This window comes from Vibrio owensii CAIM 1854 = LMG 25443, from assembly GCF_000817815.1.
GTDB lineage: Bacteria > Pseudomonadota > Gammaproteobacteria > Enterobacterales > Vibrionaceae > Vibrio > Vibrio owensii.
In genome coordinates this window covers 1-23,164 of sequence record NZ_JPRD01000086.1, presented here as the reverse complement: position 1 = coordinate 23,164, position 23,164 = coordinate 1, and the positions used below count along the sequence as shown (strand labels likewise).

Below are 23,164 nucleotides of genomic sequence, written 5' to 3'. Positions count from 1 at the left end.
GCGCCACTCTTTAGGGTTTCCTTGTGAACTCCTGATATTGGTAACACTGATATCGAAAACTGCGCGTCCTTAGCTCAGCTGGATAGAGTACCTGGCTACGAACCAGGCGGTCGGAGGTTCGAATCCTCCAGGACGCGCCACTCTTTAGGGTTTCTTTGTGAACTCCTGATATTGGTAATACCGATATCGAAAACTGCGCGTCCTTAGCTCAGCTGGATAGAGTACCTGGCTACGAACCAGGCGGTCGGAGGTTCGAATCCTCCAGGACGCGCCACTCTTTAGGGTTTCCTTGTGAACTCCTGATATTGCTAATACTGATATCGAAAACTGTGCGTCCTTAGCTCAGCTGGATAGAGTACCTGGCTACGAACCAGGCGGTCGGAGGTTCGAATCCTCCAGGACGCGCCACTCTTTAGAAAAAGCCTCGCTTATGCGGGGCTTTTTTGTATCTGAGATCTGACCTCTTCCTTAAGCTAAACTCCCATAAGCCATTCAAGCGTTTCTGTTTTAAGACTGCGCAACTTCTTGCTATCAACAAATTGCGAAACCTCAAAATCTAACCTAATCGTTTATAACCGCCACAAGAAAGGATAATTCGATGTTAGGGAAGACACTGATTGGCTGCACTCTTGGGTTGGTATGTGTAGCTCAAACTGCTTACGGTGCTGAAGGAGATGAGATTCCTCAAAGGGCACAAACGGTAAGTGATGTCATAGACCGCCCTGGCGTGCTCACGCCACGAGGACAGTGGTCATTCGACACATCACTTAGCTACACACAAAACTCTTCAAATAAGGTCTCTGTCGTCGGTTATACCGTGTTACCAACACTGATTGTCGGTCGAATTGAAGTCAGTGATGCAGATCGGACAACAGTAACGGTTGGTTTAACGGCTCGATATGGCTTAACCAATGCAACGGAATTGGAAGTTCGGTTACCCTACGTTTATCGCAATGACCAGATTGCAACGCGACCTATTCAGGACGGTTCGAATGCTGACGTGGTGAATACCACAATCGATGGTGGTGGGATGGGAGATGTGGAGCTTGCTATTCGTCACCAGTTTAATTTTGACAGTGCGCCTTATTGGGTTGGTGGCCTTCGGGTGAAATCAGACACTGGCCGCTCTCCTTATGATGTATCGATTGATGAAGGTAGTAACTCTTTTAGTGATGTACCAACAGGCTCAGGCTTTTGGAGTTTTGAACCGAGCATCTCGATGATTTATCCGACCGATCCAGCGGTCTTGTATGCCAACCTAAGCTATATCTACAACTTGGAAGACAATGTCACAGTAGGGGATACCAAAGCCGATGTTGACCTTGGCGACACCATTTCCTTAGCGGGTGGTATGGGCTTTGCGGTGAACCCGGATCTGTCTTTCTCGCTCGGACTCAGCCATAAAACGATCATGAAAAGTAAAGTTAATGGGAGCTCGGCCGATGATGCGAAGCTACTTCAACTCGATGCGTTAACACTTGGGGTCAATTATGCGTTTAGCCCGCGAGCGTCGATCAATGTCAGCGCGCAAGCTGGTTTAACGGAAGATACTCCGGATTTCCAATTGACGATTCGAGTGTCGTTTAATTTATAGGGCAACTCAATTTACTTAATGAACCAAAGACATGCTCAAAGGATTACTAAAACGGTAATCCTTTTCTGATGCTCCATTAAGGAATTTCATTGAAGGTGATTAAGGAGTGCATCCTCAAGTTGCTGGTTTGCGCGTATCTGCTGCATGACCCCACTGACTTGCGCATCGATATCGACTAATGTGCTCAAGCCAATCACGCTGTTGTCAGTCGTGTTCTGAATGATATTGATGATGCTGGAGTTAATGAAATCAGAACTGATGATGTTAGGTTGATTAGAGCTGGGCATATCAGGCGTATTGGCCGTATTGTCACCAATAAAGTTCCCTTCACCAAATTGAATGATGTTGACGATACCCTGATCGAGAGCGCCGCTACCGTTGGGGTTATTACTGCCACTAATATTGGTAAGAGAGCCGTTTTCGATTACGAGGTTTGCTATCGTCGTGTTGAGGATATCTTGCCCATTAATTGTCGTAGTAATGCTCAGACCAATGTTTATAACGTAGTCATCAGTCAATTGAAACCCACCTCGCATCTCGGCAAGGGATTCATCTGGGACTGGTTTTAAAGCACCTAGTTCAATCACATTTGCCAGCGCGACAGAAGGCATGCTAAGACAAAACGCGAGCAATACTTTTGATATTCTCATAACCCTGCCTCCATTAGTTCTCACCAGCAACGGGCAAGGTAATACTGAATACTCCGAGTGAGTCTCTTGGGACGCCACTCTCAACAGGCGAGGCGTGATAGATGGCAAATTTGTCATCGGTGATAAATCCTGAGCGTCCCATCTCAGCTTCGTTTCGAATCAGCAGTACGATCCCCTGATAATATTTCTCAAACTCTTCATATTTCATGATCATGGTGCCTCGGGAGGGATCGCCTAAGATCAGTGAGTCGGCATTCATACCTCTGATCACGACAAAGTGCATGTATCCATCGAAATTCACTAATGTGATCCCTGGTACTCCAACTTTGCGGATCTTTTCTAACCCGACTTGAAAGCCGTCGGAATTTAGTCCGATAGAATCGAGGTAGAGCTTCATGTCTAACAATGAGAAGCCTTTCTCTTTTATCTGCTCCTTATCTCCTTTGTCGTACATGATTTTGAAGATGTCTTGTTCCGTCGAAGGCGTGCCATAGTGATAGGTGAGCAATGAAGCGAGTGCCGCAGAACCACAACTAAAATCGTATTGCTGACGAAAGACATCACCAAACACGATTTCCTTGTAGCTTTTTACCGGCACAGAAAAATGCCCTCGATGAGGAAGGAACTCCAACGAGTTGGCTGAAGCTGACATTGCCAGCAACAGCCAAGTTAAGTTTTGCCAAACTTTCATATTGATAGTTACTTGAGTGTCAGGTTAACGACGGTTGAGTTCTGGATAAGCACGTTATTCCCTGTATTTTGAATCACGCTCGATATCCCTGAACTGTCTGCGAACGCACCTGGTGATAGTATGTTGTTTCCGCTTACCGTATTGGTCGCAACGTTATCTGACGAAATGCCGTCCACATCTGATTCCGCATAGAAGAGGTCTAACTCAACGTTTTGCCCACCTCTAGCTTCATTCATTGCTTCTAAGCTGACGGTTTCATCAGATAACGCTATGTCCTCAGCGTTTACAGAAACGGCCACTACCATACCCAAGGTACACAGTGCCAAACGCATCGCTTTCTCCTAGGTTCCTAGTTACTCGCCACCTGTAAATACACTCGCATTGGTAGCAACAGATTGTTGAATAAGTGAGTTAGAGCCGGCGTTTTGTGCCACGGTAGTAATACCTGCCGCACCACCTAAACCACCAAGGTTATTCACGTTTTCAACTTTCACTTTGGCATCTTTTGCATCCGCTTTGTAAGTCACAGACGCGGAGTGAACACCACCCATCACTTTGGAATCAGCCACCACCATATCGACATCCATATTTACTTGGTTGAAGCTGTCAGTATTGGTAGAGCTTGAGTCGCTGTTGTCGTTGTAGCTGTCTTTAGTGCTGTTGTCGCTGTTGTCATTAGCGAAACTACGGTTGTCACTTTGATCACGATTGTCGCTTTGATCTCGGTTATCAGAATTGTTATCGGCATAGCTACGGTTGTCGCTGTTGTCGTTGTAGCTATCGTTGGTGCTTGAGTTACTGTTATCGTTGTTACTACGACGAGTGGTGGTGCTTGAGTCACTGTTGTCGTTGTTGCTACGTGTCGTATTCATGCTTGAATCAGAGTTGTCGTTTGCATAGCTACTGCTGTTGTCACTGCTATCACTTTGGTCACGATTGTCTGATTGATTTCGGTAGTCAGCTTGATCACGGTTGTCGCTATTGTCGTTGTAACTGCCATTGGTGCTTGAGTCGGAGTTATCGTTCGCATAGCTACTGCTGTTGTCATTGTTACTGTGATTGGTACTCGCGTTGTGATCACTGTTGTCGTTATTACTACGCGTGGTGTTCATGCTTGAATCTGAGTTGTCATTCGCGTTATTGGTACTGCTGTTGTTGTAGCTACCGTTAGTACTTGCGTTATGATCACTGTTGTCGTTGTTACTACGTGTAGTGTTCATGCTTGAATCTGAACTGTCGTTAGCGTTGTTAGTGCTCGAATTCGAACTATCAGCATGATTGAAACTGTTATTCGCAGTTGCATCATTTGAACTATTGTTTGTGTTCGCGCTTTCAGACCACTGGCTATTTCCATTCCCGTCATCCACTTCATTAACTGAAGGGAAAGCTAACACTGAACCACTAAATAGAATCGCCGACATAGCGATAGCAAGCCCTGTTTTGTTAAGAGTCATGTTGATTACTCCATTTCCTGATTTTCCTGATTAAAAATGACTGCATGTTTACTTCTTGCTGGCTCCATCGTTGCGGAAGCGAAGGAAGTATAGGTAAGGGTTTTAGGGCGAGTTTCTTACTATTGAGAAAATTACCAGTAGCAGCCGAGCGAACCTCTCGGTTGTTCATTGAGCGATTACAAAATCGAAGTTGAATCATTTATTTAGTGAGAATGGATCTCATTAGGGTGCTTCAAGTATGAAATTCCATACAGAAATAGGCTTAAAAAGTAGGCTTTTTCTCCTCCGACGAGTCACCCTAAAATAAAAACGACAAATTGATTGAGAGCCTTTGTTTTAAAAGGGTGTCGTAAGAACAGTGACTTAGCTTTGATAGGCTGAAGAGGTAGTGCGAAATCGTTTATTACCGCTCAAACCTTTTCATTATTTCTGTCTCTTTGTCGCGACGGTAAAGTCAGCCTGAACTGCTATATTTTTTCTATTGATAAATTTATCGACTTTGAATTTGTCGTGAGAAAACTCTGGCACACGGAGGTAAGTGGTATAAGTGCCAGCAAACAGTGGTGGATACTATGGGAACCAAGCATCTTCTCCTGCTAGCGGAGAACAATCTTCAAACCAGTTTAATAGAAGGACAACTATCAACTTTACCTGACATCTACGTCAAAACATGTTTACCAGAAGAAGCAGTGTTTCGCAGTCATACCATGCACGTTGATCTGGTGTTCATTGACTATGACTTCATGAGGCTACTTGAAGCGAGAGCATTGTTGCCCGATTTCGACCTATTTGGTTGGTCTCTTATGATTCACAATGTGCCTAATGAAAGGGTGGATAATGAGTTGCTTCGATGGAAATTGCTCAAAGGTATTTTATTGCGAAACGCTTCGGTCACACACATTAGTGAAAGTGTGGAATACATATTTCAAGGAGGACTATGGCTGCCAAGAGTGTACTTAGAGAAGCTGATCAGCAATTATCGCCACTCAAATCTTTCCATGGATTGTCAGCATGACTCATTAACCAGCCGGGAGAGGCAGATACTTGAGCTGCTCGCCTATGGGATATCAAATCAGCAAATTGCCTCTCAATTGTTCTTATCTGAGAGCACGGTGAAAAGTCATATCTACAAGTTGTACAAGAAACTCGACGTGCATTGCCGTCATGACGCGATAAAAATGGTTCGAATGAATGGAGGGTTAACGGCGCAGTGATGGCCTATAAAATAAAGAATGAGAAAAAATCAATAAGTGCTTAAATAATCATAAGTTCTTCTAAGAACGGCTAGTTAAAATACCCGAGGGGCAAACCTTTGCCTGCAATTCCTAGAATCATTGTCCTACTTATTTCTTGTCACCCCACTACCACATTGGTTTTGTGTAAATGAAATGTTTAAATTTAGTTAATTCAAGCTAGGTTTATGTTTTTATTTTAGTTTTCATTCCATATGCTGTTTTCGTTTTGAAATCCCAATCGCAGTTTTTACAATCACTTTCATTTAGTGTGGTTATAGATTAAACAATCTCATGAGAAAAGTGGATTTTCGTATAATTTGTGATCTGGGTAGTGAATAAATAATCAATATTAAGGATTATTTAAAAGCTTCCTTAAACAAAATTGACAAAATTTAACCAATCGAGATAATCCATTGGTCGGGATTTGACGCTATTAAAGTCCTGCACATTGTCAGGATGACAAAGAAAGGAAGCAACATGACGAATATAGGAAGCCTGCTAGTAGATGCGGCCACCCTGATGTTAACAGGGATGGCGGTCGTATTTATTTTCCTCACCATTCTAGTTTATCTCGTTCGGCTGATGTCCAAATTGGTACCGGAAGAAGTACCTGCGCCGATCGCAGCACCGAAAACAAATACCAACGTTCAATCAACCTCTTCAGCTGTTAGTCCACAAGTAGTGGCGGCGATCTCGGCTGCGATTCATAAACATCGCGCCTCTGTCGCGAAGTAGCCGAAAGATAGGATTAAAAAGGAGTTTAAGAACATGTCTAAACCACTCGCTATTACAGATGTGGTCCTTCGTGACGCCCATCAGTCTCTATTCGCAACGCGTATGCGTATCGAAGATATGCTGCCTATCGCAGCTGAGTTAGATAAAGTTGGTTACTGGTCTCTAGAGACTTGGGGTGGTGCAACCTTTGATGCGTGTATCCGTTTCTTGGGTGAAGACCCATGGGAGCGCCTACGCGAACTGAAAAAGGCCATGCCAAATACACCAATGCAAATGCTACTGCGTGGTCAAAACCTTTTAGGATACCGCCACTATGCCGATGACGTAGTAGAGAAGTTTGTTGAACGCGCGCACGCAAATGGTATGGATGTGTTCCGTATCTTTGATGCAATGAACGATGTACGTAACTTCCAAAAAGCAGTGAAAGCCACTGTTGATGTTGGTGCACACGCTCAAGGGACCTTGTCTTACACTACCAGCCCTGTACATAACGCAGATACTTGGGTGGATTTGGCTAAACGTCTTGAAGACTTAGGCTGTCACTCTCTATGTATCAAGGACATGTCTGGTCTGCTTAAACCTTATGAAGCCGAAGAGCTGATCACTCGCATCAAAGCGTCTTGTGATGTGCCATTAGCGCTTCATTGTCATGCAACAACCGGTCTATCTACTGCGACTGCTGTGAAAGCGGTAGAAGCGGGCATTGATATTCTTGATACCGCGATTTCTTCGATGAGCTGCACATACGGTCACACGCCTACAGAGACAGTGGTTGCGATGCTGCAAGGTACAGAGCGCGACACGAATCTAAAACTAGACCAAATTGAGCCTATTGCGGCTTACTTCCGTGAAGTACGTAAGAAATACGCAAAATGGGAAGGTCAATTGAAAGGTGTGGATTCGCGCATTTTGATCGCTCAAGTACCAGGTGGCATGTTGACCAACATGGAAGGTCAGCTTAAAGAACAAGGCGCTGCAGATCGTATCGATGAAGTATTGGAAGAGATCCCACGTGTACGTGAAGATCTTGGCTTTATCCCACTAGTGACCCCGACGTCTCAGATCGTCGGTACTCAAGCGGTGATCAACGTACTAACAGGCGAGCGCTACAAGAGCATCACTAAAGAAACTGCGGGTGTTCTAAAAGGCGAATACGGTGCAGCTCCAGCAGCAGTAAACGCCGAGCTACAAGCAAAAGTGCTGGATGGCAAAGAAGCCATTACTTGTCGTCCTGCTGATTTACTTGAAGCAGAAATGGAAACTCTAACCGTTGATTTGATGGAGAAAGCGCAATCTGAAGGCATTAAGCTAGCAAGCGAACGTGTCGACGATGTCCTAACTTACGCGCTGTTCCCTCAAGTCGGTCTGAAATTCCTGAAAAACCGTGGCAATCCAGATGCCTTTGAACCAGCACCAACCTTAGAAGCTGCAAAACCAGCTGCTGCACCTGTACCTGCAGCGCAACCTGCTACTGGCGGTGTAGAAACTTACAGCGTGCGTGTTGATGGTCAAGTGTATGAAGTAGAAGTGGGGCCGCAAGGTCAATTAACTTCTGTGACGCCAAATGCGGCAGCAGCGCCTACTCAACCTGCTGCGCCAGTTGCTGCTGCCAATAGTGCTGCGGAAGCAGTGCCAGCGCCACTTGCGGGCAACATCTTTAAAGTCAATGTTCAGCCGGGTGCTGAAGTTGCGGAAGGTGACGTACTTTTGATTCTTGAAGCGATGAAGATGGAAACAGAAGTACGCGCTGCACGTGGTGGTGTGGTTCAAGAGTTGAACGTGAAAGAAGGGGACGCTGTTACCGTTGGCTCACCTCTTCTTAGCTTGTCGTAAGGGAGTATCATGGACGGATTGATGACCTTATGGTCAGAAACAGGGATCGCGAACTTTGAGTTCGGCCAAATCTGTATGATGTTGGTTGGTTGTACCTTGCTGTTTTTGGCGATCAAAAAAGGCTTTGAGCCCTTACTGTTATTGCCAATTGGTTTTGGCGCTATCTTAGCGAACATTCCAAATGCTGGCTTTACCGATCCGGGCGGCTTGTTGTACTACGTCTACTACATTGGTATCGAGTCGGGCGTGTTCCCGCTGTTGATCTTCATGGGCGTAGGTGCGATGACCGACTTTGGCGCTTTGATTGCGAATCCGAAAACCTTGTGGTTAGGTGCTGCGGCGCAGTTTGGTATCTTCGCAACATTGTTTGGTGCGATTCTACTTAACTATGTTCCGGGTATGGAGTTCTCCATGGCGGATGCATCGTCTATCGCGATCATCGGTGGTGCGGATGGCCCAACGGCTATTTTCTTGGCGAGTAAACTCTCTCCAGATCTGTTAGGTGCGATTGCCGTGGCAGCATACAGCTACATGGCCTTAGTACCGATCATTCAGCCACCAATCATGAAAGCTCTGACAACCAAAGAAGAGCGCCAGATCAAGATGGCTCAGCTTCGCCATGTGGGTAAGTGGGAGAAAGTGATCTTCCCACTTGCTGTGTTACTGATGACGATTCTGTTCTTACCTTCGGCAACGCCGCTAGTTGGTATGTTCTGTTTGGGTAATTTGATGCGTGAAGCCGGTGTGGTGGATCGTTTATCGAAAACTGCTCAAAACGAACTGATCAACATTGTGACCATTTTCTTGGGGCTTGGTGTTGGTTCTAAGTTGCAAGCTGAGCAGTTCTTGAACCTAGAAACGCTAGGTATCTTGGGGCTTGGCGCAGTCGCATTCAGTATTGGTACTGGTGCAGGTGTTCTGATGGCGAAACTGCTTAACAAGTTCTCTAAAGAAGACATCAACCCACTTATTGGCGCGGCAGGCGTTTCTGCAGTACCAATGGCGGCACGTGTTGTGAATAAGGTTGGTCTAGAAGCAAACCCACAAAACTTCTTGTTGATGCACGCAATGGGACCAAACGTTGCCGGGGTACTCGGTTCAGCGGTAGCGGCAGGTATCTTGCTCGCACTTGTAGGCTAGTATGTCCCTGTAAGTAGTGCCTGAAAGTTGGTGGATATTCTATGAAATGGAATTAGCTATCAATTTACAAATTGGCGATTAACTTCGACAAACAAAATGGTTTATAGTCAAAGGGATGCTCTTGCATCCCTTTTTGTTTTCTCGCAGGGAATGGGTTATGGAACACAAACAGATAGCGATTACCGAATTTGGCGACGCAGACGTTCTTGCACTGCAAACCACCACAACACCGGCACCACAAGCGGGTGAAATCCTCATTAAAGTTGCCTACTCAGGCATAAATCCAATTGATGTTAAAACTCGAGCAGGGCTTGGATGGGCTGCCGCACAAAATAAAGATAAATTACCTTGGGTTCCGGGTTATGACATCTCAGGAAAAGTTGTTTCCTGCGGAGAGGGAACGTCGCGTTTTAATGAAGGCGACGAGGTAGCAGGGTTTATCGGCTTCCCTATCCGAGGCGGTGGTTACAGCCAATACGTTTGTGTTCCCGAGTCTGAACTCAGCCATGTTCCAAATACTGTCACTTTAGAAGCGGCTGCGGTGCTACCTCTTGCGGGTCAAACGGCGGCTCAAGCATTAAGCAAGGCCAATGTTACCGAAGGCGACCGAGTATTGATTCTTGCTGGTGCTGGTGGTGTTGGCCACATAGCGGTACAAATCGCCGTGGCAACCAAAGCCGAAGTATTCACCACCTGCAGTGAACGAAATTTAGACTACCTCGCCACATTGGGGGCGCATGCAGTGAACTATCAATTTGCGCCAGTGTCAGAACGTGTTGAAGATGTGGATGTTTTGATTGATCTTGTTGGTGGCGATGCTGCACTTGATGCTCTCAAATGCCTGACTGATGATGCTCGAGTCATCACCGTTCCAACCATTACCGCCGAACTGATCTGCGAAAAGGCGAAGCTGCTTGGCTTTGAGGCGAGCGGCATGTTGGTGGAACCCGATCGCGAACAACTCGATACCTTACTTTACATGGTTGGGGTCGGATTGTTGAAAACAGAAATACAACACGTCTATCCGATGAATGAGGTTGTGGAAGCACACAAACAAGTCGAATCCGGACGGACGCGAGGCAAGATCTTGCTTGATATGACATGTTAGAAGCCTTTAATGCGGCTTTCGAAAACCTAGCTCTGTGGTTTTCTGACTCTGCATTGTGGGTGCTATTCATTACCGGCTTTCTCAGTGCCACTTTGTTACCGGGCGGCTCTGAAGCGGGATTGATAGCCACTTTATCGTTAAACCAGTACTCCGTTTCTTCCATTATTATTGTCGCCACGATCGGTAATACGCTTGGTGGTTTGACTAACTATTGGCTTGGGTTGTGGATTCCTAATAAAACTCAAGATGAAAAGCACGGTCACACCGCATTGAAGTGGCTGTCAAAATACGGTTACTGGGGATTATTCTTTAGTTGGTTGCCTGTTATTGGCGACCCACTATGTTTAGCGGCAGGATGGTTAAGGATGAAGTTTCTGCCGTGTTTAGTTCTTATATTTTTAGGCAAAGCCGCAAGATATAGCGTGCTAGCTGCCATCTATCTCGGTTTATTTTAAGGAAAGCGCATGAGAATGTTTTGGGTAAGTGCGTGCTCACTTTTAGTGATCACGGGCTGCGCATCAAACGCCCCTGTTTCGTCATTACCTGATGGGGTGACTTTCGTTGAGTCATCAAAAGCAGAAGAAGGCAAAGTAAAAATCCCATACCAGAAATATCAGCTCGATAACGGCCTTACGGTGATTCTGGCACCTGAAGATTCTGACCCACTTGTGCATGTGGATGTTACTTACCACGTGGGTTCTGCACGTGAAGAGATCGGTAAATCAGGCTTTGCACACTTTTTCGAGCACATGATGTTCCAAGGCTCTGAGAACGTGGGTGACCAAGAGCACTTCAAAATTATCACGGAAGCGGGTGGCACCCTAAATGGTACAACTAACCGTGACCGCACCAACTACTTCGAAACTGTTCCGGCTAACCAGTTAGAAAAAATGCTATGGCTCGAATCGGATCGCATGGGCTTTTTGCTCGATGCTGTGTCTCAACGTAAGTTTGAGATCCAACGTTCTACGGTGAAGAACGAACGAGCTCAGCGTTACGACAATCGACCTTATGGTTTGATTTGGGAACGCATGTCTGAAGCCTTGTACCCAGAAGGTCATCCGTATTCATGGCAAACCATCGGTTACGTAGAAGACCTTGATCGCGTGGATGTGAACGACCTGAAAGCTTTCTTCTTACGTTGGTATGGCCCAAACAACGCGGTATTGACCATTGGTGGTGATATCGATGTAGAACAGACGTTGGCGTGGGTGAACAAATACTTTGGCTCGATCCCTCGTGGCCCTGAGGTGGAAAACGCTCCTAAGCAACCTGCTAAGCTTGCTGAAAGCAAATACATCACATTAGAAGATCGTATCCAGCAGCCTATGGTAATGATCGCATGGCCGACAACTTATAGCGGTGAAGCGAATCAAGCCTCGCTGGATACTTTAGCTAGTGTGTTGGGCAGCGGCACGAACAGCGTGCTCTACCAAGACTTAGTCAAAACACAGAAAGCTGTCGATGCAGGATCATTCCAAGATTGTGCTGAGCTATCGTGTAATTTCTATGTTTATGCGATGGGAGATTCTGGCGACAAAGGTGATTTATCTAAGCTTTACGATGAGTTGATGGCATCGTTGGATAAGTTCGCCAAAGATGGCGTCACCAAAGATCGTCTTGAGCAACTGAAAGGTAAAACCGAAGCCGATGCGATTTTTGCTCTAGAAAGTGTAAAAGGCAAAGTAACGCAGTTAGCATCAAACCAAACGTTCTTTGGTAAGCCAGATCTGATTGAACAGCAACTTGAACAGCTCCGTGCTGTTACGCCTGAATCGGTAGAAAAAGCATACAGTGACTTTATTCAAGGCAAGAACAAGGTAACGCTGAGCGTTGTGCCAAAAGGTAAGACAGAGTTAGCTGTGAAGCCTGCAACCTTCGTAACGCCCAAACGCACATTACCTGAGTACGAAAAGATCACTGATGACCAATTGGCTTATCGTCGTGCAACGGACAACTTCGACCGCTCTGTCCAACCGCCAGCGGGTGCGCCAGTTGAAGCGACGATGCCAAAACTGTACGACATTCACTTCAAAAACGGTTCGGAATTACTTGGAACCGTAAGCAGTGAAACGCCAACGGTGACAATGCAGTTTAGCTTGCCAGCCGGTACGCGTTTTGTTGAAAGAGGCAAAGAAGGTCTTGCTCAGCTTACCGCAGCGATGTTGCAAGAAGGCACAACTAAGCGCTCTGCAGAAGATATTCAAGCTGAGTTAGACAAGCTTGGCAGCGTTATTTCTGTCGATGCGAGTGGCTACACGACGGACATCAGCGTTTCTGCACTTGAGAAGAACCTTGCCCCAACGTTGAAGATCGTTGAGGAGATGTTGTTGTCTCCGGCATTCAAGCAAGAAGACTTTGATCGAGTGAAAACACAAGCGTTAGAAGGTCTGGTTTATGAACACCAAAAACCAAGCTGGATGGCATCACAGGCAAGTCGCCAAGTGTTGTATGGTAACTCTATCTTTGCACGCCCGAAAGATGGCACCAAGGCGGGGCTTCAAGCGCTGGCGTTGGATGATGTTCGTGATTTCTATGCGAAGCATTACACGCCACAAAGTGCACAGATCATAGCCGTTGGTGACATCAGTAAAGCGGACTTAGAGAAACAACTGTCTTTCTGGGCAAATTGGGAAGATGAAGCCGCTCCACTTTACGCGCCGCAAACTATCGCACCACTCGGTCCACAAAAAGTGCACTTGGTGGATAAGCCAGGGGCACCACAAAGTGTGGTCATGATGGTTCGTCAAGGCATGCCTTACGATGCAACAGGTGATTTCTATCTGGGTCAGTTAGCAAACTTTAACCTAGCGGGTAACTTTAATAGCCGTATCAACCAGAACCTTCGTGAAGACAAAGGCTACACTTATGGTGCTTATGGTTATTTCTCCGGTAATGTAGAAACGGGGTCGGTTGTATTTACTGCGCAAGTGCGTGCGGATTCGACGGTGGCGTCTATCATCGAGATGGAGAATGAGTTGAACGAGTTCTCACAATCGGGCATGACTGACGATGAATTGAAATTTATGCGCCAAGCAGTCGGTCAAAAAGATGCACTGAAATATGAAACGCCAACACAGAAAGGCAAACTCATCAGTGATATTTTGAAATACAACTTAGATAAAGATTATCTACAACAACGAAACGCTATTGTTGAGACCGTCGATAAGCAGACGCTCAACGCTCTAGCACAGAAATGGTTTGACCCGAACGACTATCAAATCGTGGTCGTCGGAGATGCGACTTCCCTTCGCCCTCAACTAGAAAAGTTAGGGAAAGACGTGGAAGAGCTTGAAATCATTCGATAGAGTACACATTTAATAGCGGAGAGGAGACTCTCCGCTATTCGTTTCTAACTAGATAAATGACTTTTTGATGGGTTATTTATCTAGATGGATTATATATCAATAACTTAGCTTTCACTTGCCACGCTTGGCGAGTGTCCTGCTCCCAATATAAGCGAACCTCATTTTGACTGATTTTGCTGCGCGACTAAAACAAGTTGCATCAAACCCAGAAGTATTTAAGCAGTTTGGACGCGGTGTTGAGCGAGAAACTTTGCGCTATCGTCAGGATGGACACCTAGCAACAACACCTCATCCAGAGGGTTTGGGCTCAGCGTTCACAAACAAATGGATCACGACAGACTTTTCAGAATCTCTACTGGAATTCATTACGCCTGTATCACATGAGATTCCTGAATTGATGGGACAGTTGAAAGACATCCATCACTTCACTCAAACCAAAATGGGTGAAGAAAAAATGTGGCCACTTTCGATGCCATGTTATGTAGGCACTGAAGATGATATTCAGCTAGCTCAATATGGCTCATCAAACTCAGCAAAAATGAAAACGCTTTACCGTGAAGGTCTAAAACGCCGCTACGGTAGCTTGATGCAAATTATCTCGGGTGTGCACTTCAATTTCTCTTTCCCTGAATCTTTCTGGGATGCGCTGCATGGTGAGCAAGATGAAGAAGCTCGCCAAGAAACGAAATCCGCAGCGTACTTTGCTCTAATCCGTAACTACTACCGTTTTGGTTGGATGATCCCGTACTTCTTTGGTGCGTCACCAGCATTGTGTGGCTCGTTCATTCAAGGACGTGAAACGGATCTGCCATTTGAGAAAATTGGTGGCACCTTATACCTACCAAAAGCGACCTCTCTGCGTCTGAGTGATCTCGGTTACACCAACAGCGCTCAAAGCGTGCTTAAGATTGGCTTTAATAGTATCGACCAGTATCTTGAAGGTTTGAGTGACGCGATTCGTCGCCCATCTGAAGAATTTGCTGAGATTGGTGTGAAAGTCGATGGTGAATATCGTCAGCTTAACTCAAACATTCTGCAAATTGAGAATGAACTGTATGCCCCAATTCGTCCAAAACGTGTAACGAAGAGCGGTGAAAAGCCTTCGGAAGCGCTTAAACGTGGCGGTGTGGAATACATTGAAGTTCGCTCGCTAGATGTAAACCCATTCAGTGCCGTTGGTGTGAGTGAAGAGCAGGTTCGCTTCCTTGACCTATTCCTAACGTGGGCAGCGCTTTCAGACTCTGATCCGATGGATAACTGCGAGCTAGAATGCTGGCGTGACAACTGGAACAAAGTCATTGTTTCTGGCCGCGAGAAAGGCTTGATGCTGCAAATCGGTTGCCAAGGCGAGCGTCTGTCTCTACAAGATTGGGCTCATCGTGTGTTCGCTGACCTTCGTCTGATTGCGGTTGAAATGGATGCTGCAGCTGGTGGCAATGCGTACCAAGCGGTTTGTGACAAACTAGAATCTTGGATTGATGAACCAGAGCTGACCATTTCTGGCCAACTGCTTGAGCTGACAAAAGAGCACGGTGGTTTAGGTAAAGTGGGTTGTGCGCTTGGCATGAAGTTCCGTGAAGAAAACCTAGCACACAGCTATGAGCAATATTCAGCTGACGCAATGGAAACGGAAGTTGCGACATCGGTAGAGAAGCAAAAACAAGCAGAGCAAAGTGATACGTTATCCTTTGATGACTTCTTAGAAGATTACTTTGCTTACCTAAAACAATAATCAGTAGTAAGGGCAGGGATTGGACATTAAGCCGTTAGTGGTGTCTGTACTTGGGAGCGTGATGTTAGCCGGTTGTGCGACTGCGCCCCCAAAGCAACAAGACAACCTATGTGAAATATTCCGAGAAAAATCCGGTTGGTATGAAGATGCCAAAGACATGGAAGAAGAGTGGGGCACGCCAATCAACGTGGCGATGGCGATCATTAAGCAAGAAAGTAGCTTTCGTCATGATGCTCGACCACCTAAAGACTATATTCTCGGCTTTATTCCGTGGGGACGCGTTAGCAGCGCTTACGGTTATGCTCAAGCCCAAGACCCTGCTTGGGATGACTTCCAAGATGCGACGGGACAAGGTGGCTCACGTACGAACTTCGACGACTCAATGATGTTTGTCGGTTGGTACACCCATGAAACTCGTCGCCAATTGGGTATCTCATTATGGGACCCTTACAATCAGTATCTTGCGTATCATGAAGGGCGTGGCGGCTACAAACGCGGCACTTATAACAGCAAACCAAGCTTGATTAAGGTTGCAAGACGCGTAGAGCAAACCGCAAAGACTTATGGCTGGCAGCTAAAACAATGTCGTCAGGAATTAGAAGACAACAGCGGCTGGTTCTTTTAGCTCACTCAATCCATGGATTATGAGTGAGGGAATGAACAGAAATAACGACCAATACTTGTGAGTGTTGGTGATTACAATCAGGAGAGATGTAATGCCTTTATTAGACAGTTTTACCGTAGACCACACACGCATGAATGCACCAGCAGTCCGTGTGGCTAAAACGATGCAAACTCCAAAAGGGGACACCATCACGGTATTCGACCTACGTTTCACTGCGCCAAACAAAGACATCCTTTCTGAGAAAGGGATTCATACATTAGAGCACTTGTACGCAGGCTTTATGCGTAACCACTTAAACGGTGAGAGTGTCGAGATTATTGATATTTCACCAATGGGCTGTCGCACCGGTTTCTACATGAGTTTGATTGGCACGCCTTCAGAGCAGCAAGTGGCTGACGCTTGGATTGCCGCGATGGAAGATGTTTTGAAAGTAGAAAACCAAAACAAGATCCCTGAGTTGAACGACTACCAATGTGGTACAGCAGCAATGCACTCTCTGGATGAAGCAAAGCAAATCGCGAAGAACATTCTAGAAGCCGGTGTATCAGTTAATAAGAATGACGAGCTTGCACTGCCAGAGTCAATGCTAAAAGAACTACGCATTGATTAATCTGTCTTTCAGATAAGAGCGTGGAATTCGAAACGCATAAAAAGAAAGAGCCTGACAATGTCAGGCTCTTTTTTGTTTTTTCGACACTATTTATCGCTACTTTTCTTGAGTCTTGGGTATACCTTAACAAGCTTTATGCGATTCTCTTCGATATCGACAATTTCCATTGGATGCCCAGCGACTTGCACACTTAAATGACTTTCTGGAATGTCTTCTAAATGTTCTAGAATCAGACCATTCAAAGTTCGTGGGCCATCAGTCGGTAGTTTCCACTTCAAGCCTTTGTTGATATCTCGGATATTGGCACTGCCTTCAATCAAGAAGCTGCCATCACCTTGTGGTGTGATTTCTTCCGATAAGCTTGGTGCAATGGATGTGGTAAATTCGCCAACAATCTCTTCCAAGATATCTTCCAACGTTACCAAGCCATTAATGTCGCCATACTCATCGACAATCAAACCGATACGCTGTTTGTTGCGTTGGAACTTCAGCATCTGCACGTTCAGAGGTGTACCTTCTGGGATGTAGTACACCTCATCGGCGGCACGTAGCAGTGTTTCTTTGTTGAACTCGTTCTTCTCTAGCATCAAACGGTACGCTTCGCGCAGACGCAGCATACCAACCACTTCATCAATCTGATCACGGTACAGTACAATGCGGCCATGAGGAGAGTGAGTCAGCTGACGTACGATAGATTTCCAATCGTCATTGATGTCGATGCCAGTGATCTCATTACGTGGCACCATGATGTCGTTCACGGTGACGTGTTCAAGATCCAAAATCGAAACCAGCATGTCTTGGTGACGGCGCGGAATCATGCCACCCGCTTCATTTACAACCGTACGCAACTCTTCTGAACTAAGGTGATCTTCTGTGTTGTGATCGGCTTTCACACCAATAAGGCGGATAAAACCATTAGTAATAAAGTTCACTAACATCACCAGAGGTGACAGAACTTTCATCAGAATCGTGAGGAGAATACTACTCGCGTAGGACACGCGTTCAGGATAGAGGGCGGCGATGGTTTTCGGTGTGACTTCTGCAAACACGAGCACCACCATAGTCAGTGCACCAGTTGCGATGGCAACACCGATATCACCGTATAATCGCATACCCAAAATGGTCGCGATGGCAGACGCCAAAATATTAACAAGGTTGTTGCCGATAAGGATAAGACCAATCAAACGATCTGGACGGTCTAATAGCTTTTCGACTCGCTTCGCCCCTTTATGCCCATTATTGGCTAAGTGCTTTAAGCGGTAACGGTTCAAAGACATCATCCCTGTTTCTGAACCTGAGAAGTAACCTGATATGACGATAAGACACGCGAGTAGCGCAAATAAGATACCCGTAGATATGTCGTCCAAAACGCAGCAGTTCCTTGTATGTGTTTGGTTAATTTATGACCGAGCTTGGCCGCTAAGTCAATGGAATAAGGGGTACTCTATTTTATTTACCCATCAATATAAAGGATAAGGAGCACAAGGCTCCTTATTAATTGAATTTAATAGATGGATTACATCAACTTAAAATGATCTCTTTCACGAAGCGACTGCCAAAGTAAGCTAAGGTCAGCAGTGTCGCACCCGCAACTGCAAACCAAGTGACTTTCTTACCACGCCAGCCTTTTTGGTAATGACCCCAAAGCAAGATGGAATACACAATCCAAGCGATGAAAGAAAGGATACCTTTGTGTGCTTTGCCTTGAGCAAACATGTCTTGTACGAAGACAAAGCCAGTAATTAATGTGCCTGTGAGTAATAGGTTACCAATCAAGATAATCTTGAAAAGTTGTCGTTCAACCATCATCAATGGTGGCAAGTTCGGATTAATTGCCAACGACTTCTTGGCTTTGAGCTTATGGTCGAGCCACGCAAGTTGCAGTGCGTATAGCGCACCAATGGTTAAGGTTGCGTAGGAGAACAGCGCAAAAGAAATGTGAATAAGTAGCTTAGGGTCGTTCTCTAAATGCTTAATAAACGTGCTTGGTAAGAAGGTAGCAGCAGTTAAATTGATGGCAGCAAAGCTATAAACCACAGGAAGAAGGAACCACAAACGATTCTTGAGCATCGCCACACTCATTACCAGCGAGATGATAAAGCTGATCAAAGAAGCGACGTTAAGAATGCTGAGGTTTTGCCCTGAACCGTCGAAAATCAGATCACTCAGAATCCAAGCGTGAAAAACCAACGCACATGCCGCACTGGCAAATACGGTTTTCGCTTTGATTCCTGACTGCTGAGAGAGTCCGGGAATGATGGTCGCAATTGCCAAAACGTAAAGAATGGCGGCTGCGATGGCAATTAAGCTATCCATGAATCTTAAGAGTTATTGTGCACAATGGTGAAAATTATACCTCGCATTACTCTTTGGGGCTATGGGCGATGCCTCATCAATCACGAGAGATGAGATATTGAAATTAACAAGTTAGCCCTCAAGTTAAGGATAAGAGCAGTGTTCGGGTATGACTGTGACGTTGGCTAAGGTATACTCACACTAATTAATCGCCATTTTAGCGAAGAGACAAAGATGTTTGAGAATTTAACGGATCGATTATCCAAAACGCTGAAGAATATCAGCGGTAAAGGTCGTCTGACCGAAGACAACATTAAAGAAACCCTACGTGAAGTACGCATGGCACTATTGGAAGCGGACGTTGCGCTTCCTGTTGTACGTGAATTTGTAAACCGCGTTAAAGAAAAAGCGGTGGGTGTAGAAGTTTCTAAATCCCTAACACCGGGTCAAGAGTTCATCAAGATCGTTCAAGCTGAGCTTGAAGCGGTTATGGGTGAATCTAACGAAGCGCTTAACTTAGCAGCACAGCCGCCAGCAGTGCTTTTGATGGCAGGTCTACAAGGTGCGGGTAAAACCACATCGGTAGGTAAGCTTTCTAAACTGCTAAAAGAGCGCGATAAGAAGAAAGTCTTGGTTGTGTCTGCCGACGTTTACCGTCCAGCGGCAATCAAACAGCTAGAAACCCTAGCATCAGACATCGGTGTCGACTTCTTCCCATCTTCACCAGATCAAAAGCCAATTGATATTGCTAACGCAGCTATCGACCACGCGAAGAAGAAATTCTACGACGTGTTGATTGTCGATACCGCAGGTCGTTTGGCTATCGATGAAGAAATGATGGGTGAGATTAAAGATCTTCACTCAGCGATTAACCCTGTTGAGACGCTGTTTGTTGTTGATGCAATGACAGGTCAAGATGCGGCGAATACAGCAAAAGCATTCGGTGATGCGCTACCGCTAACTGGTGTGATTCTGACTAAAGTCGATGGTGATGCACGTGGTGGTGCGGCGCTATCAGTTCGTCACATCACAGGTAAGCCAATCAAATTCCTAGGTGTGGGTGAGAAAACCGACGCACTAGAACCGTTCCACCCTGATCGTGTTGCATCGCGCATTCTAGGTATGGGTGACGTACTGTCACTTATCGAAGACTTACAACGCAATGTAGACCAAGAAAAAGCAGAGAAGCTAGCGAAGAAGTTCAAAGAGAAGAAAGGTTTTGACCTTGAAGACTTCCGTGAACAGCTAGGTCAAATGCAAAACATGGGTGGCATGATGGGTATGCTAGACAAGCTACCAGGCATGTCTCAGCTACCATCAGACGTGAAAGACAAAGTTGACGACAAGATGTTTAAGCAGATGGAAGCGATCATCAGCTCAATGACAATGAAAGAACGTCAACGCCCAGAAATCATCAAAGGTTCGCGTAAGAAGCGTATCGCTGCAGGTTCTGGTGTTCAGGTTCAAGACGTTAACCGTCTATTGAAGCAGTTCACCCAAATGCAGAAGATGATGAAGAAAATGCAAAAGGGCGGCATGAAAGGCATGATGCGCAACATGCAAGGCATGATGGGCGGCGGCGGTATGGGTGGAGGCGGTGGCTTCAATCCATTTGGCCGTTAAACGATTGCCTAGACTTTAGTTTCAGGGTGTTAGCTACATCACAAACTTGAATTTCAATTTATGTTGGTGAAAAAGTAACTAAATCCCTTGCATTGCTTCGGGATAAGAGTAAAATTCCGGAGCTTTATTTTGGCACGAGACCCCAGGTTGTTCAGTTTTATGAATGATTATTGGGGTTAATTTTATTTTTGAGAAAGCAAAGAGGACGACATGGTAACCATTCGTTTGGCACGTCACGGCGCTAAAAAGCGTCCATTTTATCAAATCGTAGTAGCGGACAGCCGCAACGCTGCAACTGGCCGTTTCATCGAGAAAGTTGGTTTCTTTAACCCAACTGCAAAAGGTCAAGAAGAAGGTCTACGTCTAGACCTAGACCGCGTTAACCACTGGGTTGGTCAAGGCGCGTCTCTATCTGACCGCGTTGCTAAGCTAGTTAAAGACGCTCAAAAAGCGGCTTAATTTTTTTACTTTAGAAGTAGAAACTAGTTTATGTCGATGAAAGGTAAAGAAACAATGAGCAACGAAAAGATTGTTGTAGGCAAGTTTGGTGCTACTTACGGCATTCGTGGTTGGCTTAAAGTTTTTTCCTACACAGACAATGCTGAAAGCATTTTCGATTACAGCCCTTGGTTTATTAACCAAAAGGGTACGTGGGTTGAGTACAAAGTAGAAAGCTGGAAGCGCCATAACAAAGGTATGGTGGCTAAGCTGGAAGGTCTAGATATTCGTGAAGACGCGCATCTAATGACAAACTTTGAAATTGCTATCGACCCTGCGGTACTTCCTGAATTGTCAGAAGATGAGTTCTACTGGCGTGAATTGTTTGGGATGCAAGTAGTAACCACTAAAGGTTACGATCTAGGTGTCGTATCTGACATTTTAGAAACTGGCTCAAACGATGTTCTGGTTGTTAAAGCAAATCTTAAAGATGCTTTCGGGCAGAAGGAACGATTAATCCCGTTCCTTGAAGAGCAAGTGATCATCAAAGTTGATCGCGAAGCTCAACGGATCGAAGTTGACTGGGATCCTGGATTCTAATCTCCAAAATTACAGAGCGAGATAAACATGTGGGTTGGCGTAATTAGCCTGTTTCCTGAAATGTTCCGTTCTGTTACTGATTTTGGGGTAACAGGTCAAGCGGTTAAAAAAGGTCTTTTGTCGATTGAGACTTGGAATCCTCGCGATTTCACTCACGACAAGCATCGCACTGTCGATGACCGACCTTACGGTGGTGGCCCTGGTATGCTAATGATGGTTCAGCCTTTGCGCGATGCCATTCATACCGCGAAAGCAGCCTCACCGGGTAAGACGAAAGTCATTTACCTTTCTCCTCAAGGTCGCAAACTCGACCAAAAAGGAGTAGAAGAACTGGCAACAAACGAGAGTTTACTTCTGATTTGTGGCCGTTACGAAGGGGTAGATGAGCGCATCATTCAATCTGAAGTCGACGAAGAATGGTCGATTGGTGATTTTGTGATGACGGGTGGTGAGATACCAGCCATGACGTTAATCGATTCTGTCTCTCGGTTTGTTCCGGGTGTACTAGGGGATTTCGCGTCAGCAGAAGAAGACTCTTTTGCAAATGGCTTGTTAGATTGCCCTCACTATACGCGTCCTGAAGTGTTGGATGATAAAGAAGTGCCAGCGGTACTGATGTCAGGCAACCACAAGGACATTCGTCAATGGCGACTAAAGCAGTCGCTAGGCCGAACTTGGCTAAGAAGACCAGAGCTCCTGGAAAACCTAGCTCTGACTGACGAACAGGAACAATTACTTGCTGAGTTCATTAGTGAACATAACGCAAAGTAACCTAATTTATTTAGTATCAGTTTATTCTAGGAATTTAAAAAATGAGTAACATCATCAAGGCTCTTGAAGAAGAGCAAATGAAATCAGGCCTGCCTAAATTTGCACCAGGTGACACTGTTGTAGTTCAGGTTAAAGTTAAAGAAGGTGAGCGTGAGCGTCTACAGGCTTTTGAAGGCGTTGTAATCGCAATCCGTAACCGTGGTCTTCACTCTGCTTTCACTGTACGTAAGATCTCTAACGGTGAAGGTGTTGAGCGTACGTTCCAAACTCACTCTCCAGTTGTTGATAGCATCGAAGTTAAACGCCGTGGTGCAGTACGTCGTGCCAAGTTGTACTACCTACGTGAGCGTTCTGGTAAGTCAGCTCGTATCAAAGAGAAACTTGCTAAGAAGTAATGCTATAACTAGCGTTCTCATAGTAAACGGAGCCCATTTGGGCTCCGTTTTTTTATGCGCGGAAAAAGTTAGGGAACGGACTTAGCCCTTCGAGAGTCGGGACCGCTTCGCTTTAGGTATCGAGAGGTGTTATTGGAGGGCTAGTGCAAGAAGTTTGACCCCTGAAGATGTTGACAGGACTTGTTTCTAAAAAAAACAAAATAGAGCCGAATCCCGAATCCCGAATCCCGAATCCCGAATCCCGAATCCCGAATCCCGAAAAACAAAAAGGGTCGATGCTCTCACATCAACCCCTTTATTATTCTCAAAGCTTAGCGTCCTTGTTTC

At 45.6% G+C, this 23,164-nt stretch carries 22 protein-coding genes and 3 tRNA genes; 19 read left to right on the top strand and 6 right to left on the bottom strand.

The window, feature by feature from the left end:
• The first annotated feature begins 63 nt into the window (after positions 1-63).
• The 4 genes from H735_RS29090 (at position 64) to H735_RS29075 (ending at position 1,594) form a co-directional block, all read left to right on the top strand.
• Positions 64-140, top strand: a tRNA-Arg gene (locus tag H735_RS29090).
• 57 nt (positions 141-197) lie between these two features.
• Positions 198-274: transfer RNA gene (locus H735_RS29085), tRNA-Arg, on the top strand.
• A 57-nt stretch (positions 275-331) separates the two neighbouring features.
• Positions 332-408, top strand: a tRNA-Arg gene (locus H735_RS29080).
• A gap of 190 nt (positions 409-598) precedes the next feature.
• Positions 599-1,594: a transporter gene (locus H735_RS29075; protein ID WP_020196759.1), complete on the top strand. Its 996-nt coding sequence runs from the start codon at positions 599-601 to the stop codon at positions 1,592-1,594.
• A gap of 86 nt (positions 1,595-1,680) precedes the next feature.
• Here H735_RS29075 and H735_RS29070 read toward each other — a convergent pair whose 3' ends face one another.
• From H735_RS29070 to H735_RS29055, 4 genes are read right to left on the bottom strand one after another with little or no spacing between them, the layout of a single operon-like run.
• Positions 1,681-2,244, bottom strand: a complete 564-nt coding sequence (locus tag H735_RS29070) for a hypothetical protein (RefSeq protein ID WP_027726742.1) — start codon at positions 2,242-2,244, stop codon at positions 1,681-1,683.
• A gap of 13 nt (positions 2,245-2,257) precedes the next feature.
• Positions 2,258-2,935, bottom strand: a complete 678-nt coding sequence (locus tag H735_RS29065) for a C39 family peptidase (protein ID WP_020196757.1) — start codon at positions 2,933-2,935, stop codon at positions 2,258-2,260.
• 8 nt (positions 2,936-2,943) lie between these two features.
• On the bottom strand, positions 2,944-3,267 hold the full coding sequence (locus H735_RS29060) for a hypothetical protein (RefSeq protein WP_020196756.1): 324 nt from the start codon (positions 3,265-3,267) through the stop codon (positions 2,944-2,946).
• A 21-nt stretch (positions 3,268-3,288) separates the two neighbouring features.
• Positions 3,289-4,389 carry a hypothetical protein gene (locus H735_RS29055; protein WP_020196755.1) on the bottom strand — a complete coding sequence of 367 codons (1,101 nt, stop codon included), beginning with the start codon at positions 4,387-4,389 and terminating at the stop codon, positions 3,289-3,291.
• Positions 4,390-4,961: 572 nt separating this feature from the next.
• Here H735_RS29055 and H735_RS29050 point away from each other — a divergent pair.
• The 10 genes from H735_RS29050 to luxS all read left to right on the top strand — a co-directional run bounded on the left by H735_RS29050 (position 4,962) and on the right by luxS (position 16,715).
• Positions 4,962-5,603, top strand: a complete 642-nt coding sequence (locus H735_RS29050; RefSeq protein ID WP_020196754.1) for a helix-turn-helix transcriptional regulator — start codon at positions 4,962-4,964, stop codon at positions 5,601-5,603.
• 498 nt (positions 5,604-6,101) lie between these two features.
• The gene (locus H735_RS29045) at positions 6,102-6,359 is read left to right on the top strand and encodes an oxaloacetate decarboxylase subunit gamma (RefSeq protein WP_005448441.1); all 258 of its coding nucleotides are present in this window, start codon (positions 6,102-6,104) and stop codon (positions 6,357-6,359) included.
• Positions 6,360-6,392: 33 nt separating this feature from the next.
• The gene (gene oadA, locus H735_RS29040; protein WP_020196753.1) at positions 6,393-8,192 is read left to right on the top strand and encodes a sodium-extruding oxaloacetate decarboxylase subunit alpha; all 1,800 of its coding nucleotides are present in this window, start codon (positions 6,393-6,395) and stop codon (positions 8,190-8,192) included.
• Between the two features lie 9 nt (positions 8,193-8,201).
• Positions 8,202-9,332, top strand: coding sequence for a sodium ion-translocating decarboxylase subunit beta (locus H735_RS29035; RefSeq protein ID WP_005438059.1), 1,131 nt, complete (start codon positions 8,202-8,204; stop codon positions 9,330-9,332).
• Positions 9,333-9,489: 157 nt separating this feature from the next.
• The gene (locus H735_RS29030) at positions 9,490-10,440 is read left to right on the top strand and encodes an NADP-dependent oxidoreductase (protein WP_020196752.1); all 951 of its coding nucleotides are present in this window, start codon (positions 9,490-9,492) and stop codon (positions 10,438-10,440) included.
• Positions 10,434-10,895 carry a YqaA family protein gene (locus H735_RS29025; RefSeq protein WP_005438056.1) on the top strand — a complete coding sequence of 154 codons (462 nt, stop codon included), beginning with the start codon at positions 10,434-10,436 and terminating at the stop codon, positions 10,893-10,895. Before H735_RS29030 ends, H735_RS29025 begins: the two co-directional genes overlap by 7 nt.
• A 9-nt stretch (positions 10,896-10,904) precedes the next feature.
• A complete protein-coding gene (locus tag H735_RS29020) occupies positions 10,905-13,748 on the top strand; it encodes a M16 family metallopeptidase (RefSeq protein ID WP_020196751.1) in 2,844 nt (947 codons plus the stop codon).
• 163 nt (positions 13,749-13,911) lie between these two features.
• Positions 13,912-15,480: a glutamate--cysteine ligase gene (gshA, locus tag H735_RS29015; protein WP_005438052.1), complete on the top strand. Its 1,569-nt coding sequence runs from the start codon at positions 13,912-13,914 to the stop codon at positions 15,478-15,480.
• A gap of 19 nt (positions 15,481-15,499) precedes the next feature.
• Positions 15,500-16,105 carry a transglycosylase SLT domain-containing protein gene (locus tag H735_RS29010; protein ID WP_005438049.1) on the top strand — a complete coding sequence of 202 codons (606 nt, stop codon included), beginning with the start codon at positions 15,500-15,502 and terminating at the stop codon, positions 16,103-16,105.
• A gap of 91 nt (positions 16,106-16,196) precedes the next feature.
• Entirely contained in the window at positions 16,197-16,715 is a 519-nt protein-coding gene (gene luxS / locus H735_RS29005; protein WP_020196750.1) for an S-ribosylhomocysteine lyase, read from the top strand.
• 86 nt (positions 16,716-16,801) lie between these two features.
• Here the strand turns inward: luxS and H735_RS29000 are convergent, their stop codons facing one another.
• Entirely contained in the window at positions 16,802-18,082 is a 1,281-nt protein-coding gene (locus H735_RS29000; protein ID WP_020196749.1) for an HlyC/CorC family transporter, read from the bottom strand.
• A 154-nt stretch (positions 18,083-18,236) separates the two neighbouring features.
• The gene (locus H735_RS28995) at positions 18,237-19,031 is read right to left on the bottom strand and encodes a cytochrome C assembly family protein (RefSeq protein ID WP_005438043.1); all 795 of its coding nucleotides are present in this window, start codon (positions 19,029-19,031) and stop codon (positions 18,237-18,239) included.
• 213 nt (positions 19,032-19,244) lie between these two features.
• On the opposite strand from H735_RS28995, the gene ffh reads away from it, so the two are divergent.
• The 5 genes from ffh (at position 19,245) to rplS (ending at position 22,837) form a co-directional block, all read left to right on the top strand.
• Positions 19,245-20,633 carry a signal recognition particle protein gene (gene ffh / locus H735_RS28990; RefSeq protein ID WP_005438041.1) on the top strand — a complete coding sequence of 463 codons (1,389 nt, stop codon included), beginning with the start codon at positions 19,245-19,247 and terminating at the stop codon, positions 20,631-20,633.
• Positions 20,634-20,843: 210 nt separating this feature from the next.
• Entirely contained in the window at positions 20,844-21,092 is a 249-nt protein-coding gene (gene rpsP / locus H735_RS28985) for a 30S ribosomal protein S16 (RefSeq protein WP_005438039.1), read from the top strand.
• Positions 21,093-21,122: 30 nt separating this feature from the next.
• Complete coding sequence (rimM, locus tag H735_RS28980) at positions 21,123-21,671, top strand: ribosome maturation factor RimM (RefSeq protein WP_005438038.1); 549 nt, start codon at positions 21,123-21,125, stop codon at positions 21,669-21,671.
• A 27-nt stretch (positions 21,672-21,698) separates the two neighbouring features.
• On the top strand, positions 21,699-22,442 hold the full coding sequence (trmD, locus tag H735_RS28975; RefSeq protein WP_020196748.1) for a tRNA (guanosine(37)-N1)-methyltransferase TrmD: 744 nt from the start codon (positions 21,699-21,701) through the stop codon (positions 22,440-22,442).
• A 41-nt stretch (positions 22,443-22,483) separates the two neighbouring features.
• Entirely contained in the window at positions 22,484-22,837 is a 354-nt protein-coding gene (gene rplS / locus H735_RS28970; protein WP_005438036.1) for a 50S ribosomal protein L19, read from the top strand.
• Positions 22,838-23,164: the final 327 nt, after the last annotated feature.

Bases quoted from the DNA above. Each gene is read 5' to 3' on its own strand.
- H735_RS29020 (WP_020196751.1), top strand. From the start codon at position 10,905: ATGAGAATGTTTTGGGTAAGTGCGTGCTCACTTTTAGTGATCACGGGC.
- H735_RS29050 (WP_020196754.1), top strand. From the start codon at position 4,962: ATGGGAACCAAGCATCTTCTCCTGCTAGCGGAGAACAATCTTCAAACC.
- H735_RS29025 (WP_005438056.1), top strand. From the start codon at position 10,434: ATGTTAGAAGCCTTTAATGCGGCTTTCGAAAACCTAGCTCTGTGGTTT.
- luxS (WP_020196750.1), top strand. From the start codon at position 16,197: ATGCCTTTATTAGACAGTTTTACCGTAGACCACACACGCATGAATGCA.
- H735_RS29055 (WP_020196755.1), bottom strand. From the start codon at position 4,389: ATGACTCTTAACAAAACAGGGCTTGCTATCGCTATGTCGGCGATTCTA.
- H735_RS29065 (WP_020196757.1), bottom strand. From the start codon at position 2,935: ATGAAAGTTTGGCAAAACTTAACTTGGCTGTTGCTGGCAATGTCAGCT.
- H735_RS29075 (WP_020196759.1), top strand. From the start codon at position 599: ATGTTAGGGAAGACACTGATTGGCTGCACTCTTGGGTTGGTATGTGTA.
- ffh (WP_005438041.1), top strand. From the start codon at position 19,245: ATGTTTGAGAATTTAACGGATCGATTATCCAAAACGCTGAAGAATATC.
- H735_RS29035 (WP_005438059.1), top strand. From the start codon at position 8,202: ATGGACGGATTGATGACCTTATGGTCAGAAACAGGGATCGCGAACTTT.
- rimM (WP_005438038.1), top strand. From the start codon at position 21,123: ATGTCGATGAAAGGTAAAGAAACAATGAGCAACGAAAAGATTGTTGTA.
- H735_RS29045 (WP_005448441.1), top strand. From the start codon at position 6,102: ATGACGAATATAGGAAGCCTGCTAGTAGATGCGGCCACCCTGATGTTA.
- rpsP (WP_005438039.1), top strand. From the start codon at position 20,844: ATGGTAACCATTCGTTTGGCACGTCACGGCGCTAAAAAGCGTCCATTT.
- H735_RS29070 (WP_027726742.1), bottom strand. From the start codon at position 2,244: ATGAGAATATCAAAAGTATTGCTCGCGTTTTGTCTTAGCATGCCTTCT.
- H735_RS28995 (WP_005438043.1), bottom strand. From the start codon at position 19,031: ATGGATAGCTTAATTGCCATCGCAGCCGCCATTCTTTACGTTTTGGCA.
- rplS (WP_005438036.1), top strand. From the start codon at position 22,484: ATGAGTAACATCATCAAGGCTCTTGAAGAAGAGCAAATGAAATCAGGC.
- H735_RS29060 (WP_020196756.1), bottom strand. From the start codon at position 3,267: ATGCGTTTGGCACTGTGTACCTTGGGTATGGTAGTGGCCGTTTCTGTA.
- oadA (WP_020196753.1), top strand. From the start codon at position 6,393: ATGTCTAAACCACTCGCTATTACAGATGTGGTCCTTCGTGACGCCCAT.
- H735_RS29030 (WP_020196752.1), top strand. From the start codon at position 9,490: ATGGAACACAAACAGATAGCGATTACCGAATTTGGCGACGCAGACGTT.
- trmD (WP_020196748.1), top strand. From the start codon at position 21,699: ATGTGGGTTGGCGTAATTAGCCTGTTTCCTGAAATGTTCCGTTCTGTT.